15 protein-coding genes are annotated in these 18,189 nt (G+C 33.0%); 9 read left to right on the forward strand and 6 right to left on the reverse strand.

All coding sequences use genetic code 11. The annotated features are described in order from the left end of the window. Positions 1 to 2 precede the first annotated feature (2 nt). From VRU49_RS03065 to VRU49_RS03075, 3 genes are read right to left on the reverse strand one after another with little or no spacing between them, the layout of a single operon-like run. Positions 3 to 479 (reverse strand): gliding motility lipoprotein GldH, encoded by a 477-nt coding sequence (locus tag VRU49_RS03065; protein ID WP_330145310.1) that lies wholly within the window; start codon positions 477 to 479, stop codon positions 3 to 5. Continuing rightward, positions 448 to 1,782, reverse strand: coding sequence for a PSP1 domain-containing protein (locus VRU49_RS03070; RefSeq protein WP_330145311.1), 1,335 nt, complete (start codon positions 1,780 to 1,782; stop codon positions 448 to 450). The genes VRU49_RS03065 and VRU49_RS03070 overlap by 32 nt, the downstream gene beginning before the upstream one ends. Positions 1,783 to 1,787: 5 nt before the next feature. Then, positions 1,788 to 2,930 carry a DNA polymerase III subunit gene (locus tag VRU49_RS03075; protein ID WP_330145312.1) on the reverse strand — a complete coding sequence of 381 codons (1,143 nt, stop codon included), beginning with the start codon at positions 2,928 to 2,930 and terminating at the stop codon, positions 1,788 to 1,790. Positions 2,931 to 3,031: 101 nt separating this feature from the next. On the opposite strand from VRU49_RS03075, the gene VRU49_RS03080 reads away from it, so the two are divergent. The 8 genes from VRU49_RS03080 (at position 3,032) to VRU49_RS03115 (ending at position 10,505) form a co-directional block, all read left to right on the forward strand. Continuing rightward, positions 3,032 to 3,463, forward strand: coding sequence for a MarR family winged helix-turn-helix transcriptional regulator (locus VRU49_RS03080; protein WP_330145313.1), 432 nt, complete (start codon positions 3,032 to 3,034; stop codon positions 3,461 to 3,463). Then, positions 3,460 to 5,883, forward strand: coding sequence for a TonB-dependent receptor domain-containing protein (locus tag VRU49_RS03085; RefSeq protein WP_330145314.1), 2,424 nt, complete (start codon positions 3,460 to 3,462; stop codon positions 5,881 to 5,883). Before VRU49_RS03080 ends, VRU49_RS03085 begins: the two co-directional genes overlap by 4 nt. 152 nt (positions 5,884 to 6,035) lie before the next feature. Then, positions 6,036 to 6,449 (forward strand): Holliday junction resolvase RuvX, encoded by a 414-nt coding sequence (ruvX, locus tag VRU49_RS03090; RefSeq protein WP_330145315.1) that lies wholly within the window; start codon positions 6,036 to 6,038, stop codon positions 6,447 to 6,449. Between the two features lie 6 nt (positions 6,450 to 6,455). Beyond that, entirely contained in the window at positions 6,456 to 7,076 is a 621-nt protein-coding gene (locus VRU49_RS03095; RefSeq protein ID WP_330145316.1) for an O-methyltransferase, read from the forward strand. A gap of 38 nt (positions 7,077 to 7,114) precedes the next feature. Then, positions 7,115 to 7,774 (forward strand): glucosaminidase domain-containing protein, encoded by a 660-nt coding sequence (locus tag VRU49_RS03100; RefSeq protein ID WP_330145317.1) that lies wholly within the window; start codon positions 7,115 to 7,117, stop codon positions 7,772 to 7,774. Next, positions 7,774 to 8,595 (forward strand): glucosaminidase domain-containing protein, encoded by an 822-nt coding sequence (locus VRU49_RS03105; RefSeq protein ID WP_330145318.1) that lies wholly within the window; start codon positions 7,774 to 7,776, stop codon positions 8,593 to 8,595. Before VRU49_RS03100 ends, VRU49_RS03105 begins: the two co-directional genes overlap by 1 nt. 47 nt (positions 8,596 to 8,642) lie before the next feature. Then, entirely contained in the window at positions 8,643 to 9,395 is a 753-nt protein-coding gene (locus VRU49_RS03110) for a hypothetical protein (RefSeq protein ID WP_330145319.1), read from the forward strand. Between the two features lie 120 nt (positions 9,396 to 9,515). After that, complete coding sequence (locus VRU49_RS03115) at positions 9,516 to 10,505, forward strand: DUF3078 domain-containing protein (RefSeq protein WP_330145320.1); 990 nt, start codon at positions 9,516 to 9,518, stop codon at positions 10,503 to 10,505. Position 10,506: 1 nt separating this feature from the next. Here VRU49_RS03115 and VRU49_RS03120 read toward each other — a convergent pair whose 3' ends face one another. Further along, positions 10,507 to 12,939, reverse strand: a complete 2,433-nt coding sequence (locus VRU49_RS03120) for a DUF5916 domain-containing protein (protein ID WP_330145321.1) — start codon at positions 12,937 to 12,939, stop codon at positions 10,507 to 10,509. Positions 12,940 to 13,242: 303 nt separating this feature from the next. Here VRU49_RS03120 and ffh point away from each other — a divergent pair, with 303 nt between their 5' ends. Then, positions 13,243 to 14,574 (forward strand): signal recognition particle protein, encoded by a 1,332-nt coding sequence (gene ffh, locus VRU49_RS03125; protein ID WP_330145322.1) that lies wholly within the window; start codon positions 13,243 to 13,245, stop codon positions 14,572 to 14,574. Position 14,575: 1 nt separating this feature from the next. Here the strand turns inward: ffh and VRU49_RS03130 are convergent, their stop codons facing one another. Together VRU49_RS03130 and mfd are read right to left on the reverse strand one after the other, a co-directional pair. Continuing rightward, entirely contained in the window at positions 14,576 to 14,794 is a 219-nt protein-coding gene (locus VRU49_RS03130) for a DUF3820 family protein (protein WP_330145323.1), read from the reverse strand. Further along, positions 14,794 to 18,186, reverse strand: a complete 3,393-nt coding sequence (gene mfd, locus VRU49_RS03135; RefSeq protein ID WP_431311593.1) for a transcription-repair coupling factor — start codon at positions 18,184 to 18,186, stop codon at positions 14,794 to 14,796. Before mfd ends, VRU49_RS03130 begins: the two co-directional genes overlap by 1 nt. Positions 18,187 to 18,189: the final 3 nt, after the last annotated feature.

Below are 18,189 nucleotides of genomic sequence, written 5' to 3' on the forward strand. Positions count from 1 at the left end.
TATTAATCTTCTTTTTCAATAATAATCCCCACATCGGTTACCCCCTTTAACGGATTATCTTTCATGTTTTGTTCTATTGATAACAATATCTTTTCGCTTGGAAAGCTCCTATTGGTTAACAGTGGTAATTTATATGCATAAATATTTCCAGATCCACTACCCATCCATTGCCCTTCAGAATCCGCCATTTTATAAGTATATCTCCTAATTACTTCTTTGCCTGTCTTATCCTTTATCTTAAATAAGATAAACAAATTCGAATATTTATATTCTGCAGTAATACGAACAGATAAATATAAATTGTAACGCTGGTCTTCTTTTGGCTCAAATACTGTGTAAATTTTATTTAAATAAGTCCAATTGTTGTTCGGCAAATGGAATTGATTAATTACTACAGTATTGGAATCACATCCTAATAAAATAATACCAATTAGAATTATTAGGATTTTATTTCTGATCTGATGAAGATTTCTGCTCATTGGATCTATTTTTTGCGTTCCTATTTCTATTGTTCCTGTTCTTGTTTTTTGGATTAGGCTTAGAAGGCGCATTAGTAGCTGCAGCATCTGTTTTTACAACTGGTATAGGAGAAACATTGGCAACAGGTTGTTTTACCTTGTTTTTATCGTCTTTCCATTTTTGTTGATTTTTATTTTTATGCTGAGGTTTCTTTTTATTTTTCTTTTCGTCTAATCGAGTTAAACTATCCTGACCTACAACATTTTCATAATCATTAGACCTTTCAGCTGGAACAGTTGCTTTTAATTGAACCGCTTCTTCTTTTAAGTTTAATGGCTTTTTACCCAATTTGTTCATGGCCATTATTTCTTTAACTCGATCAACTTTTAATGGGATCCAATCTTCCATACTTGGATAACTAAACCACATTATTTTTTTAAATATATCTGTTTTTTGTAATCGAGCTACGCCTACTTCTGTTTGCAGGTTATCTATTCTATCTGGAATTTCTTTTAGCGCGTCTAAATAAGTGTCGAGTTCATAATTTAAACAGCATTTTAATTTACCGCATTGTCCGGCTAATTTTAAAGTGTTTAAAGACAGGTTTTGATATCTAGCAGCGGCAGTTGATACTGTTTTAAAGTTAGTTAACCAGGTAGAACAGCATAATTCTCTTCCACAAGAACCAATTCCACCTAATCTACCTGCTTCTTGACGCATTCCAATTTGGCGCATTTCTATTCTTACCCGGAAACTTTCTGCCATTTTTTTAATAAGTTCCCTAAAATCTACCCGTCCTTCTGCTGTATAAAAAAATGTAGCTTTTGTTTTATCTCCCTGATAGTCAACATCGCTTATTTTCATAGAAAGTTTTAGATCAAGGGCCAAGGTTCTCGCTTTGTGCATGGTTTCCCATTCTAATGCTTTAGCTTGTTTCCATTTTTCTACATCCGCTTCGCTTGCCTTACGATAAACTTTTCTGGTTACTTGATCAATATGGGTTTTTCTTCTCTTCATTTGAACACGAACCAACTCGCCAGTTAAAGAAACATGCCCGATGTCATAACCTCCTGTAGAACCTTCTACAGCAACTAATTCGCCTATTTCTAGGTATATATTGTCATGGTTCACAAAAAATTCTTTTCGGGAACCTTTAAATTTTACTTCAATTACATTAAAAGGTACATAGTTAGAAGGCATATCTAAATTACCTAGCCAATCATGTACTTCCATTTTTTGGCAACCTCCCGTCATGCAAGATCCATTGCTTTTACATCCTGCCGGCGCACAACCTCCACCTGTAGAACAACTTCCACATCCCATAATTACTATATATATTGAGTCCCAAGAGGGATATTTTTAAATTTTATTATATTAACTAATTGTAAAGATACATCTAAAAATAGAATTTTAGGATTTGCATTCCGCTCAACATGATAATGAGCCTTTTCTAATTCTGTAACTAGTGCTTCTAACATAGGTTGATTTAAAACTTTTTTAGAAAAATTTCTTGCCACTTCTAATGAATAGGGTGGTAATTTCACTAAAACCAAGGCATCGTTCATGATCAATCCACACTCTCTTAAAAAGCTTATCCCATATTTTAAGAAGTTCTTTTGAGGTTCTCTTCCCATTCCAGCTAATGTTTCAGAAAAATTAATCAGACTTAAATAATCTCCTGAATTACTTAAGCGCAACCAATCTATAAAATATTTTGCATGTTCGGGTTCTGTTTCCTCTAATAATCGCTTAGCTTCCAATAAATTACCATCCGCCAAAAAACTATATTCTATGGCCTGCTGACTATTCAATAATGCCTTATCCATTAAATATTGCTCAATCTCATGATTTGGTAATCCAGGGATTTTTAATAGTTGGGTTCTACTCAAAATAGTCGGAAGAATTTGATCCAGATTTTGTGCAACTAGAATAAATAATGTCTTTGGAGGTGGTTCTTCAATTATTTTTAATAATGCATTGCCTTCCTTATCCAAATATTCAGGAAGCCACATTATTAAAACCTTTGTATCTGCCTCAAAAGCTTTGTGACTTAACCTTTTTATTATGTCGTGGCACTCAGCTATATTAATATTTATTTGTTTGTTTTCAGAATTTAATTTTGAACGCCAAAAATCTAAATCAAAATAAGGCTCTTCTAATAACATATCCCGCCATTCTTCAATTACATCTGTTGAAGTTTTCACATCTTTAGATGTGAAAAATGGATATGAAAAATGCAAATCTGGATGTATATACTTAGCATATTTTCTACATGAAGTACATACGCCGCAGCTATCATCATCCAATTTATCGGTACAATTAATAAATTGAGCATATGCAATAGCCAATAAAATGGCCCCACTTCCTGGAGGAGATAAAAACAATTGAGCGTGACTTACTCGGCTTTCTTTCACCGATTTTATCAGTTGATGTTTTATTTCAGCTTGCCCTATTATCTCTTTAAATCGCATCCCGCAAATTAAAAAAACAATACCAATTTCAATAATAAAAATAAATGTAACTTTTTAGTTGATATGTCAATGATTGATATATCAATTATTATATTTGCATCATGGATAAATTAGAAAACAATGTTTTATACATTCTAGACAAAGCATTTAGATCGTATCATCAGTACGCGTCTAACCAACTTAAGAAGCATGGATTTAGCATCACAGTAGATCAATGGTTAGTACTTAAAACCGCTTTAGAAAACCCTGAATTAAGCCAAAAACAACTTAGTGATGTATTGTATAAAGATAATGCATCCATTACGAGAATAATTCAACATTTAGAGAAAAGCGAGTACTTAACTACTTCTCAACATCCATCCGACAGAAGAAGGACCATTTTAAAAATAACTGACTTAGGTAAGAAAATCACGTCCGACGTACATAAAATTGCGCTTAAGAACAGAGAAATTGCATTAACTGATATATCAACACACGACATAAATACATTGAATAGCATTCTACAGAAAATAATAAATAATACAAAACCATGAAAAACTACCTGATAATTTTTATCATCGCTTATCTAGCCCCACATCTATCTACCGCCCAAAACACATCACACAACATCACCATCAGGGTAATCGATGAAAATCAAAATTTTATTGAAAATGCGTCAATAAAAATCTTCAAAAATGAAGCAACGCAACCTACTCAAACCTTAATTACTAATGTTAACGGAAGTGCCAATTTCAGTTCTTCAGAAACAGGTAAATATTCGGTCGAAGTAACAGCTTTAAATTTTAAAAACAGCGAAAAATCTCACTTTGAATTTCCTGCAGAAACTAAGTTTCTAAATGTTTTTTTACAATCTAAAACAACTGAGATAAACGAAGTGAGCTTTGTTTCTAAAAAACAACTTATACAAAGGAGTCAAGGCAAAACTTTAATCAATGTTGACGCCAACATCACAAATGCTGGAACTTCAGTGTTAGAAGTTTTAGAAAAATCTCCGGGTGTTTCTATTGATAAAAATGGCGCCATAACCTTACAGGGAAAACCTAAGGTGCTAATTTTAATCGACGATAAGCCCACCTATATTTCTGGGACAGAATTAACGAATTTATTGTCTTCTATGAATTCTTCACAAGTTAATCAAATTGAATTAATCACATCGCCCTCAGCTAAATACGATGCAAGTGGAAACGCTGGAATTATAAATATAAAAACGAAAAAAAATAACCAGGATGGAATTAATGGTAATTTGAGCATTAATTATGGTCAAGGTAAATACCATAAAAATGCAAATGCCTTTAATCTAAATTATAAAAAAGGAAAGTTCAATAATTACCTGAACTACAATCTAGCTTTCAACAAAAATTTCACTGATTTATATGCCTACAGAACCTATTTTACAAATTCAGGCAGTGTAAAAGCATCATTAGATCAGGACTCTTATTTAACCAATAACAATAAACAAAACACCTTAAAAATTGGGACCGATTATCTCGTTAACGACAATACAACATTGGGCGCATCTTTTAATGGCGCGTTGAGATCAATGAAAGGTACAGGTGAAAATTATTCTAATTGGTTAAGACCAAACGGAAATATAGACTCTACTTTACTTACGAACAGCGGCAACAATTACGAACTAAATCATTTTGGAATACAGCTTTATGGAAGTCACCAAATCAATAAAAATCAAAAAATTTCGGCCGATTTTGATATGCTTGGCTATGAAATAAAGGATAGACAAAATTTCGACAATCAAGTAACAGGAGCTGCCATTTCCATTTTAAGTTCAAATGCTGGGAAGATAAATTCTAATTTAAATATTTATGCTGCTAAAGTAGATTACGTGGCAAATTTAAATGATCAAACAAAATTTGAAGCAGGCTATAAAACATCAACTACCAAAACAGATAATAAAGCAGCATATACCTTATTAGATGGCAAAAACTGGGTGCCAGATTACAATAAAAGTAATCACTTTCTATACAACGAATTTATAAACTCCGCTTATAGTAGTGTTGAATATAAAAGAGAAAAATTATCGGCCCAGCTAGGTTTAAGATATGAAAACACATATTATAAAGGTCATCAAAAAGGAAACGCATTAAGAGCAGACTCAACTTTTTCTCGCGCTTACAACGACTTTTTCCCATCAACTTATATTAGTTATCAGATAGATTCTGTTAGCAGTTTATCTATTAACGCTGGAAAGAGAATTGATCGCCCAGCTTATCAAAAATTAAATCCATTTGTTTACATCGTAAATAAATACACGCATATTCAAGGAAATCCGTTCTTCTTGCCGCAACATAGCTGGAATATAGATTTAACCCATTCTTGGAAAGGAATATTAATTACTTCATTATCTTTCTCAGATACAAAAAACTATTTTTCACAACTATTCTTTGAAAAAGAGGATGATATTCTTGCATATGCTGAAGGAAACGTAGGTAAAATGTATAATTACGGAATTTCTGTCTCTGCTCAATTACCAATAAATAAGTGGTGGTCGTTTACAGGACAATCTGTCTTTAATCATAAAGAGTTAAAAGGTTACCGTGGATTGGATTATTCAAGTACAATTAACCAACTTCACACCAATATTAATAACTCATTCCGCATAAACAAGGACGTTTATTTAGAGGTTTCAGGATTTTACACTTCAAAAGCAAGAAACGATTTGCAGGAAGTTTTAAGACCAACTGGACAGGTTTCTTTAGGCTTAGCTAAAACTATATTAAAAGGAAAAGGAACATTTAAATTAAGTGCTCGTGATGTGTTTTACACCCAAGCAATGGAAGGAGACACTGATTTCCCAACTGCACACGAGTATTTTAAAATTAAGAGAGATTCTAGAAGTATAAATTTTGGATTCAGCTATAATTTCGGAAAGAAACTAAAATCTATAAGTCGTTCTGGCGGTAGTGCATCAGACGAAATGAAAAGAGCCGCTGGTTAGTTAATAATCGTATAGTTTAATATAAATGATTAGAAAAATCATTGAAAAACACAACCAATGGCTATTTAGTGGCGTAAATCTATAGCAGAAATTAACCCGCAGAATTCTGAAATAATAAGGTCAATTTTCAAAATCTTATATTTACAGAAATTATGGGAAGAATACTAGCTTTTGATTATGGCACTAAAAGGGTCGGTATTGCAGTTACCGACCCTTTAAAAATTATTGCAACCGGATTAAATACGGTTCATCCAAAGGATATTATTCCGTTCATTAAAAAATATTTGGACACCGAAATGGTGGAGGCCTTCGTTATAGGCGATCCGAAACAATTAGACGGTAGTCCATCCGAAAGCGCCCAACATGTAGTTGGCTTTTCCAGAACACTTAAAAAAACCTTCCCTAATATCCCTATTCATTGGGTAGATGAAAGATTTACCTCAAAAATGGCTCACCAAACCATTTTAGAAAGCGGATTAAAAAAGCAAGATAGAGCAAATAAAGGCTTAGTTGATACCATATCAGCGACAATTATTTTGCAACATTTTATGAATCAACAACCTTAAAAAAACATGGAATTAGAAGAATTGCTTGTCAAATATTGCGAAACTGAACCTGCATTATTAAAGAAAATTGATAGAGAAACTCAACTTCATGTGTTGATGCCCAGAATGCTAAGTGGTCATTTTCAAGGACGAGTGCTTAGTTTTTTAAGTAAAATGTTAAATCCAAAAAATATACTAGAAATTGGAACGTTTACAGGTTATGCTACTTTATGTTTGGCAGAAGGGCTTGATGAAAATGGGCAAATAACCACTATAGATATAAACGAAGAGCTGGAAGAAAGAGTAAGAGGATATTTTGAAGAATCTGCCTATTCGGAGAAAATTAATTATTTAATTGGCGACGCAATGTCGATTGCAAAGGATATTAATAAAACTTGGGATTTGGTTTTTATTGATGCAGATAAAAAGAATAATGGCAATTATTACGATTTAATTTTTGATAAGGTTAGACCTGGCGGATTAATAATTGTTGATAACGTATTGTGGAGCGGAAAAATTTTGGCGGAAGCTAAAGACACTGATACAAAAAATATTAATAACTTTAATAATAAAATTAATGAAGATCAGCGGGTTGAAAAGCTAATTTTACCCGTTCGGGATGGTCTATTTATAATTAGAAAAAAATAGGTATGAGGCTATTTATATTCATGATTTTATTCTTGCTAATGCCATTTCTTGGCAAAGCACAAGACGCAAATGAATATATAAACAATCATTTACCCATAGCAAAACAATTAATGCGTGAGCATAATATTCCAGCTAGTGTTATTTTGGGCATCGCTATTCATGAGTCTGCCGCAGGAAAGAGTAAAGTTGCGCGATATTTAAACAACCATTTTGGAATAAAAGGCAAAAACAGCAATACGGAGATTAAATCGTCTTATAAGGATTACGAAACCATAAGCGATTCGTTTTCTCATTTTATCGAATATTTAAACAGTAAAAGTGTTTATAATAAATTATTCACGAGTTTAAATACATACGATTATAATTCATGGATTAGAGGGATCCATAGAGGTGGATATGCCGCTAGTAAATATTGGGCTAATCAGGTAATTAATATTATTAAGAAAAATCAACTTTATTTATACGATGAATATCCAGAAGGAGTTTCATTAGCAAACGTTGAAAAAATTACCGATTCGTTATCAAAAAGTTCAACTTTACCAGACAAAAAACCTCTTTCGAGCAAAATATATACTGTAAAAAGCAATGATAATTTAAGCGTTATTGCTAAAAAACTGAATACTACAGTTCAGCATCTTAAATCTAAAAACAATCTTAAATCTACATTACTTAAACCAGGTCAGAAATTAAAATACTAATGAAAAACATTTTACTTTGCATATTGGCTTTAACTCTATTCTCGGCGTGTGGAAGTAGAAAATTCTCAAAAAACAATAAGAAAATAGAGAAAAACGCAAAAAGAACTGGCGATGATGATGTAAATCATACTGCTCTATCTTATATAAATTTATATAAAGATGTAGCCATTTCACAAATGAAAAACAATGGAATTCCAGCGAGTATTATTTTGGCTCAGGGATTACTTGAATCTGGAAATGGGAATAGTTCTTTAGCTAAATATGCCAATAATCATTTTGGAATAAAATGTACTTCAGATTGGACTGGAAAAGTATATTACAAAGATGATGATCAAAAAAATGATTGCTTTAGGGTTTACAAGAATGCTCAGGAGTCTTTTAAAGATCATAGTGTTTTTTTAAAGAGAAAAAGATATAGCGCCTTATTTGAATTAGATAGAAATGATTACAAAAACTGGGCAATAGGTCTTAAACAGGCTGGATATGCAACCAATCCGAAATATCCAGAACTATTAACGGGTATCATCGAAAAATACAAGCTTTATCAATATGATTCTCCTGAATCTGAAACTGAAAAATTTAGTAGAGAAAATCGTGTTTTTGCAGAAATAAATAAAAATATTCCATTAGAGAATAAAAAATTTAATCCTACTAACGGACCTCAAAACAACAACAATACCATAATTCACGAAGTAGGCAAAGGCGATACTTTATTTAGCATTTCTAAAAAATACAATCTAACCGTTGAAGAAATTAAACAGTTGAACAATCTCGTTGGAAACGACATAAAGATTGGCCAAAAACTAAAAGTGGTTAAATAATGTTAATCCGTTAAAATCTAGAATTCTAAAATCTTAGATTTGTTGTAATGCCACGTATAAGTTTATTTTTAATATTTCTTTTTACTGCTTTAACACCCTATGCTCAAACGGTTCAGGGCTTTGTTCTAAACAAAAACACAAAATTACGTTTAGCCCAAGTCTATATTTATAACGAAAAAACCGAAGAGGGGATTTATAATAATTCTAAAGGCGAATTCACTATAAAAGCCTCCAAAGGCGATGTTATTTATGCCGCTAGAGAAGGTTATGGATTAGATACAATTGTTTATAACGGAGAAGCCGCCATTTATTTTCAATTAATTCCGCTAGCTATTCAAATTGAAAAAGTAGAAATCACTTCAAAATCACTTGATCCACAGGCCGAATATTTACGAAATGTGAAAGAGTATAAACAAACATTAGATAAAGGATTAGCTAAGGAAGTTTTTTCTATCAGAAATGCAACTGTCGGGCTAAGTATCAATGCTATTTATAATTTACTTAGTAAACAAGGTAAAAATGCGCGCTATCTTCAAAAAATTCTAGAAAGGGATTATAAAGAAAAACTTATTGATTATAAATTCAGACCCGATTTAGTGGCTAGAGTCTTAAACATTAAGGAGCCGGAGTTGTCTGATTTTATGAGCCAATACAGGCCCACTTACAACTTTATTCTTAACTCAACTGATTATGCATTAATTGTTTTTATAAAAAATAGTTATGCTTCTTATAAACGTTCTCCAGCAGCCTTTAGACTGCCCATTTTGCCTATAAATGAAGATGTAGATCGAAAAATGTAAATCATCTCTTCATTATAAAAATTAGATTTTAAACTCGAATAATTTTGTTTTAAGTATAGTAAAATTAAAATCCGCTTCACTAATTTAGTATATTCATTGATTTTCCTTTAATTTGTATTAATGAAGAAAATTGTCTTAGCATTTCTATTTGTAGCATTCTACTTTTCTGCTGTTGCGCAAAAAAAAGACAGTTTAAATATAAAAACAGAGAACTACACATTAGATTTAATTAGAAATCCGCTACCAACTAGAACTATACCTCTTGTTTTTGAGCCCATTTCTACTTCAACCCAAGTTGTAGGTGCAAAAATAAATTACTGGACTTCCAAAAGCTCTGTTGGTATAAACTTAAACCAGGCATCGTTTAGTGATAATTGGAAAGGGGGCGGAGTAAATAGTTTAGCTATTGGCGGACTAATTAATCATAAATCTGAATACAAAAAAGACAATTATAGTTATGCAAGGGAGCTAATCCTTCAGTACGGAAAGATTAGAAACCGTGGGCAACTTCAAAAGAAAACAACAGACAGAATTTATTTAGATAATAAAGCTGCCGTTCAATTATCTAAAAATTGGTATTTCTTTGCTTCTATTAACTTTGAATCGCAATTTGATAATGGATATGCCTATTCTAAAGACTCTAAAGGAAGTGAAGTAGCTACTTTAACCTCAAGGTTTATGTCGCCAGGTTATTTAACAGAAAGTTTGGGTTTCGAATATAGACCAAACAAATATTTCTCTACCAGGATAGGTACAGGTACTGCTCGTCAAACCTTTGTTTTAGACAAAGAACTTTATAAAACTAACCCTAAAAACTTTGGGGTTAAACATGGTGATAATTTTAAAAATGACCTGGCTTTTCAGGTGGTAACCAACTACGATAAAGATGTAATGGAAAACACGAACCTAAAAGCTAAATATAATATGTTTATTCCTTATGACAACTTAGGGCATATTGATCATAGATTAGATATTACCATAACGGCAAAAGTTAATCGCTATTTAAACGTAACCCTTACAGGCGTTGGGCTTTACGACCGTGATACTGATCTTAAAATCCAGGCCAGCCAAACGCTTGCAATGGGTTTTGTTGTTGTTTTTCCTCGTTAATTTATTTCTTCTTCTTTTTTAAGTCTAAATAATCTAAATAGTATAATAACTTTATAGACAAGCTATTATTTTGAGGTGAACTTAAAGTATTGTCGAAGTTTTTAAAGTATCCTTTTCTGTATTGATATTCATTGGTTTCTGCCGAATTTTTATACGCCACACTTAACTCACTCCCTGGGGCGAATACCCATGAATAAATTAAATCAATATTAAATACATTGTAGTTACGATTGGTATTATTTAGGGTTGGTCCGTTGTACGCATCCAATCTACCATTTGAATTTAATTGGTAAAAATCGTTGTTTCTTCTATCAGACCAATAATGTCTTACCCTTGCAGATAATCCCATTTTATTATTAAAAGTGTATTTCGTATTAAAAATACTTTCTACTGTATTTCTATCGTATTTAGAGAAAATTGATCTGGTCGCATCATTTGTTACCCAGTTAACTAAATCTCTACCCGGATTAAATGTAGCAGATAATCCAAAAGAAACTTTATCGTTCAATCTTAAATTATTATAGACATAGAAATTATATGATCTGCCCCCAAAATCCTTCCTTGGCGTATATTTAATATTACCACCTAAAGAATACGCCTTTGCTCTGTTTGAATTAAAAAATAGTCCAACGTTGTTTAGCGATGGCACGATGTACATTCCTCTTCCTCTCGATTCGTAATAGTCATTTCCTTCGTCACTAAACTCATATATGAATTGCATATTCCAAAAATTCTTGAACTCTACATAATAACCAGAAAACACATCAAAACTTTGGTATTTACTTCCTTTAAACGTTTGAGAATATTGCATACCTATCCAAGACTGCATTTGATTATACCATTTTCCAGGATCCACTACATTATAATTGAACTCTGCATAGTGATTTAAAAAATTGTTATTGGTATAATAACCCATGTCTGATGGATCAAATTTTTGATCAGCAACATCTAAAGTATACAACCAAATAAAGTTACCACTTTGCTTCCCTGTGTTTAATTTATAACTATATCCACTCTCACCCTTGCCATTTGGGTTAGTGATATAACTCATCTTAAAATCCCCATTCAAAGCATAAGAAAGGCTTTTATTATTTAAACGAAATAAGAATGCGGTAGTATTTGCATCATAAGCACTTCCCTGTCTTATTACATTTGTGTTTACAACAGATACACTACTACTGTTTTTTAAATTTTGATCTAAAACAATTACATTATAATTGGTTAGAGGCTGATTTTCTATAACTCTTGTTCCTCCATTCCCGTCTTCAATTTCGGCATGCATTTTATCTGTAATTGCATTAAAAAAACCAATACCTAACCCTTTTGCTCCTCTACCCGAAATCTTTGTGGCATTTAACAACTTACTTTCAGTTGGATAAGCCTTAATTTTTTCTCCTGGCTTTAAATGATGGTCAATATTATGATAGTATTTTGGCGAATTCCCAATCCTTCTAGAGTAGAACAAATCTCCTTTATTAAAAAGCTCTGTTCCTTCCGTAAAAAACTGACGATTTTCGTCGAATCTAACTTCAAATGGGGTTAGATTCAAAATTCTATTATCACTTTGTACCTGACCAAAATCAGGGATTAAGGTTAAATCTAAGGTATAACTCTGATTAATACCATACTTTAAATCCATACCTCCATTGATTGATGCCACTGTGTTTTTTACACCTGGCGTATTATTAGGATAATGACTAATGAATGTAGATACATAAGGCATAAAAGACAATCTTAAAGGCGCCTTAATGTCTTTTAAATCCGTAAGAACACCCGATTGATTAATTAATCCATTGAGCTTTGGGTCTACTTGATTCCAAAACAATTGTTGATTAACCCCAGCTCTTTTTCTAATTATATTTACACCCCAATCTTGAATTTCTTTCGAATTAAACCTTAAGGCTGAATAAGGGATTTTCATTTCAACGATCCAGCCTTCATTATCTTTTGTTACGGCACTTTCCCAAACCGCATTAAATCGAGGGTCCTCGTTACCAGATTGTGAATATTTTGCGTCAAATTGCACCCCCGCAGCGGTTACAAAAAATCCAGTCCCATTTATTCCGTCTTTAAACGTGTCGAATATAACCCCGAAAAAATCCGCGTTTCCAATATTATCCCTCGTCACTAATTCTTGCTTTATGCTATCAGGATGTTCGAACATTTTTGCCGCAACATAAATGGCTACATCATCATATAAAAACCGAGCTTGCGTTTTGTTTTTTTCTGACTCTTGCAAATAAGGTGTAGGTCGTAACTGAATAAACTTATCGGCTATTGCTGCTTTTTCCCAAACCTCTTCAATTACCCCATCAATTTTTGGTGCTTGTTGGGTTCGTGTGGCTGCAATTTTCTTCTGTGGCTGTGCTCCCATTTGGGCATAGGAGGACAGGGCTAGGCATACCCCAGCCATGGTTAAATAAATGTTTTTCATAGATAGATGTTTGTACTTTTATAGACAGTATTTCTCTAAAAACGTTGCATGAGCCTAATTTTTTTTTTCGAAATACCAAAGATTATAACCTTCTGGCAGGATATTAATTTCTAAATTAAATAGGGCAATTCGAGTTGTTGATTATATTTTGCTATTATCAAACGTAGAAACAAACACCTTTATTTTTTAAAAACTCATATCAATAAATGTTTATTTAAGGCTAAAAACTAAGCCTATAATGCTAAAAAATCTTCAATAAAATTTAAAATTCGTACATTTACGCTTTAATAATTGTTATAAAATATGTTTGAGAATTTACAGGATAAATTAGACCGCGCATTTAAAGTTTTAAAAGGACAAGGTACAATTACTGAAATTAACGTTGCTGAAACTTTAAAAGAAATCCGCAAAGCATTATTAGATGCCGACGTAAATTATAAAACTGCTAAAACTTTTACAGACGAAGTAAAAGCTAAAGCTTTAGGTTCAAACGTACTTACATCAGTTTCTCCTGGTCAATTGTTGACCAAGATTATGAACGATGAATTAACTGCTTTAATGGGCGGTGAAGCTTCGGAACTTGACCTAAAATCTAATCCAACAATTATTTTAATTGCCGGATTAAATGGTGCGGGTAAAACCACTTTTACTGGAAAATTAGCAAATTATTTAAAATCTAAAGGCAAAAAGCCCTTACTGGTAGCTGGAGACGTTTATCGTCCAGCTGCGGTAGAACAGCTAAAAGTATTGGCCGAACAAGTGGGAGTTCCTGTTTATGCAAATACAGAAAGTAAGGACCCAGTTGGAATCGCTCAAGAAGGTATTGCTGAGGGTAAGAAAAACAATAACAACGTAATTATTATAGATACGGCGGGTAGACTTTCTATTGACGAAAGCTTAATGGCCGAAATCTCCGAAGTAAAAGCTAAAACTAATCCGCACGAAATTCTTTTTGTGGTGGATGCAATGACTGGACAGGATGCTGTAAATACAGCCAAAGTTTTTAATGATAGATTAGACTTTACTGGTGTAGTTTTAACCAAATTAGATGGTGATACAAGAGGTGGTGCGGCTTTATCTATTAAATCTGTTGTAAACAAACCCATCAAATTTATTGGTACTGGAGAGAAAATGGATGCATTAGATGTATTCTATCCAGACAGAATGGCCTCTCGTATTTTAGGTATGGGGGATGTTGTTTCCTTAGTAGAACGTGCACAACAACAATTTGACGAAAAAGAAGCTGCTGAACTTCAGAAAAAAATCCGTAAAAATAAATTCGACTTCAACGATTTCTATAACCAAATCCAGCAAATTAAAAAGATGGGGAATATGAAAGATTTGATGGGAATGATTCCTGGAGTTGGCAAAATGATGAAAAATGTTGACATAGATGATGATGCTTTCAAAAATATTGAAGCCATAATTAACTCTATGACTCCATTTGAAAAAGCAAATCCTGATAGCATTCAACAAAGCAGAAGGTTGAGAATAGCAAAAGGATCGGGCACTAAATTAGAAGAAGTAAGTAAGCTAATCAAGCAGTTTGAGGACATGAGAAAAGTAATGAAACAGTTCTCTAACCCTGCAGCAGCAGCTCAATTGATGAAAAATATGCCAAAAATGGGTAGATAATCTACCCTTTTAATGGCTTCAATAAATATTCTAATCCGTTTATTCTTATTTCTAACATTAAAGCAAGGCATTCTCCTAGTTTGCCCGCAGGGAACCCTTTTTCTCTAAACCATAATAAATAAGATTCTGGCAAATTACATATCAAAGTGCCTTTGTATTTACCAAAAGGCATTTTCAATACCACCAACGTCTTTAATATCGAAGAATCAAACACCTCCATTAATTGTGACTTTCTACCATATTTAATAATTGAATCGCTTCTTCTACCGTATTCACATGATCAAAAGCAATTCGTAAGGTGTTTTTAACTTCTTTTAAATTGCAAATTCTAGGGTGATTTTGAGCAAATAATAAAATCTTATTAAACTGATCAGAATCAAAATATGGAGACTGCTTATTTGATATAAAATATCCTCTCAAAACGTTCTTTTTGTAACTCAACTTTTCGAACCCAAGTTTTTTACCTACCCACTGTAATTTTAACACAGAAAACATGGTGTCTACCGGGTTTGGCAATGGCCCAAATCTATCAATTAATCCCTTTCTAAATGCTGCTAATTCTGTTTCAGATTCAATTTTGCTTAATTCTGTATATAAATTATAACGTTCAGTTATATTCGTTACATAACCGTCGGGTATAAACATCTCTAAATCTGTATCTACTTGGGTAAAACTTACAAAAGGACGAGGCGCTTCGTCTTTAAACAGCGTTTTAAATTCATCGTCTTTTAATTCTTGTATAGCTTCGTCTAAAATTTTATGATACATATCAAATCCAATCTCCGCAATAAATCCACTCTGCTCTGCTCCCAATAAATTTCCACTTCCTCGAATATCCAAATCGCGCATAGCGATATTAAAACCACTACCCAAATCAGAAAACTCCTCAATTGCACTTAATCTCTTTCTTGATTCATTTGTTAAGGTAGATAACGGCGGACTAAGCAAATAACAGAAGGCCTTTTTATTACTTCTACCAACTCTTCCTCTCATTTGGTGTAAATCGCTTAAACCAAACATATGCGCATGGTTAATAATAATTGTATTTGCATTTGGTATATCTAGTCCTGCCTCAATAATAGTTGTAGCCACTAAAACATCTTTCTCGCCATTAATAAAGCTCAACATAACATCTTCTAATGCGTCTCCATCCAATTGCCCATGTGCAATACCAATTCTTGCCTTAGGCACTAATCTATGAATTAACCCACCCAACTGCATCAAATCACTTACCCTATTGTGAATAAAGAAAACCTGACCACCTCTATCTAGTTCAAATTGAACTGCATCTTGGATAAGTTTATCGTTAAAAACATGCAATTCTGTATTTACAGCCTGCCTATTTGGTGGAGGCGTACTCATAATAGATAAATCTCTTGCACCCATTAAAGAAAAATGTAATGTTCGAGGAATTGGAGTAGCGGTTAGCGTTAAGGTATCTACATTTACCCTCATTGCTCTTAATTTTTCTTTTGCACTAACCCCAAATTTTTGTTCCTCATCAATTATCATGATTCCCAAATCTTTAAAAACAACATCCTTACTCAACAACCTATGTGTTCCTATAATAATATCTACCTTACCTTCAGCTGTTTTAGCTAGGGTTTCCTTAATTTGTTTGTTGGTTTTAAATCTATTGATGTAATCTACTTTTACTGGAAAATCCTTCAATCGTTCAGAAAAAGTTTTGAAATGCTGCAAGGCTAAAATTGTGGTAGGCACTAAAACTGCAGCTTGTTTGCCATTTGCAACCGCTTTAAATGCCGCTCTAATGGCTATCTCTGTCTTTCCAAAACCTACATCTCCACAAATTAATCGATCCATTGGATGTGGTGCTTCCATATCCCTTTTTACATCGGCAGTAGCCTTCATCTGATCTGCCGTATCTTCATAAATAAACGAAGCCTCTAACTCCGTTTCTAAATAACCGTCGGGCGCAAATGCAGTTCCAACCTGAGCTTTTCTAAGCGCATAAAGCTTGATTAAATCGCGCGCAATATCCTTTACCTTCTTTTTGGTGCTTTTCTTTAGTTTATCCCAGGTTTCAGTACCCAGTTTATTCATTTTGGGCGGGGTACCTTCCTTGCCGCTATACTTTGCAATTCTATTTAAAGAATTTATATTAACATACAGCAAATCATTATCGGCATAAACCAACCTAATCATTTCCTGCATTTTCCCATTCACATCTACCTTTTCTAAGCCTGCATATTTACCGATCCCATGATCTATATGGGTAACATAATCTCCAGGCTTTAACTCCCTAAGATCTTTTAGGGTTATAGCTTGACTACGTTGATATCCTTTCTTAAGTTGATACTTATAAAAACGATCAAAAATTTGATGATCTGTATAAAATGCGACATGCTGTTGAGGGTCTAAAAAACCTTCTCTTAGCGCACTATTTATTGGCGTAAACAGAACGGATTTATCTATGTCATCTAAAATAGCGTATAGTCGCTCCGTTTGTTTTGGAGAATTAGTGAATATAAAATTATGAATTCCAGCCTTCTCATTCTCCTTAAAATTATGAATTAGCAGATTAAAATCCTTATTAAAAGATGGTTGAGGTTTTGTGTTAAATTGGACTACATGATCCGTTTTATAGAAAAACTGCTTTCCAAATTCAATAACATTAAACTCATGAAGTAAATCAGCAAAATATTTATCGTCAGTAAAAGAAAACTTTGGGTCTAACCACTCTGGATTTGCTTGTTTTATCTCCTTACTTAATCCGTCCCACAGTTCATTTGCTTTAGCGTAGCCCGATTTAAGCACATCTAAAGTAAACTCCACATCCTTAATCCATATTTGAGTATCGGGTCTAATGTACTCCAACAAGTTAATATTGTTTGCTGTTAAATATTTAGATTGAACATTCGGAACAATGGTTAATTCTTTAACTGAATCTACTGAGAGCTGTGTTTCTATTTCAAACGTTCTAATACTTTCTATTATATCTCCAAAAAACTCAATCCTATAAGGTAAATCGTGACTAAAAGAAAATATATCTACTATCCCACCTCTAATACTAAATTGTCCAGGAGAATAAACAAATTCTGCTCTTTCGAAATCATACTCCGTTAAAAATTCATTGATAAAATCGATACTAAGCTTAGAATTTACTGCAATTTCTAAAGTGTTTTTTTCCAAAACATCTCTATCGATTACTTTTTCAGCAAGTGCTTCAGGATAAGTAACAATTAACTTTCCATAAGAATTATCGTGATTTAGGGCCGTTAAAACTTCAGCTCTAGCTAATACATTCGCTGTATCGGGTTGGGTAAACTCAAAACTTTTTCTATAAGACGATGGAAAAACAAAAGTTTGATCCTGAGATTCCAGAATTTGTTCCAAATCTGACAAAAAATAAGCTGCACTTTCTCTATCGGGCAATACAAACAATTGGGGTTTGTGCATTAAAAAATAAGTCGCTATTGCAACAAAAACGTCTGAAGAACCCACTAAACCTCTAGCATGAACACGAGATTTTGTTAGATTTGCTGCTTGTGCGAGTTGGAGAACTGAACTATCAGTTTTATAACGATTTACGAGATCACGAATATTCACAATACAAAGGTAGAATAAATGAATGGTTTGTAACAAAATCATAAA

The organism is Pedobacter flavus, from assembly GCF_036324285.1.
Lineage (GTDB): Bacteria > Bacteroidota > Bacteroidia > Sphingobacteriales > Sphingobacteriaceae > Pedobacter > Pedobacter flavus.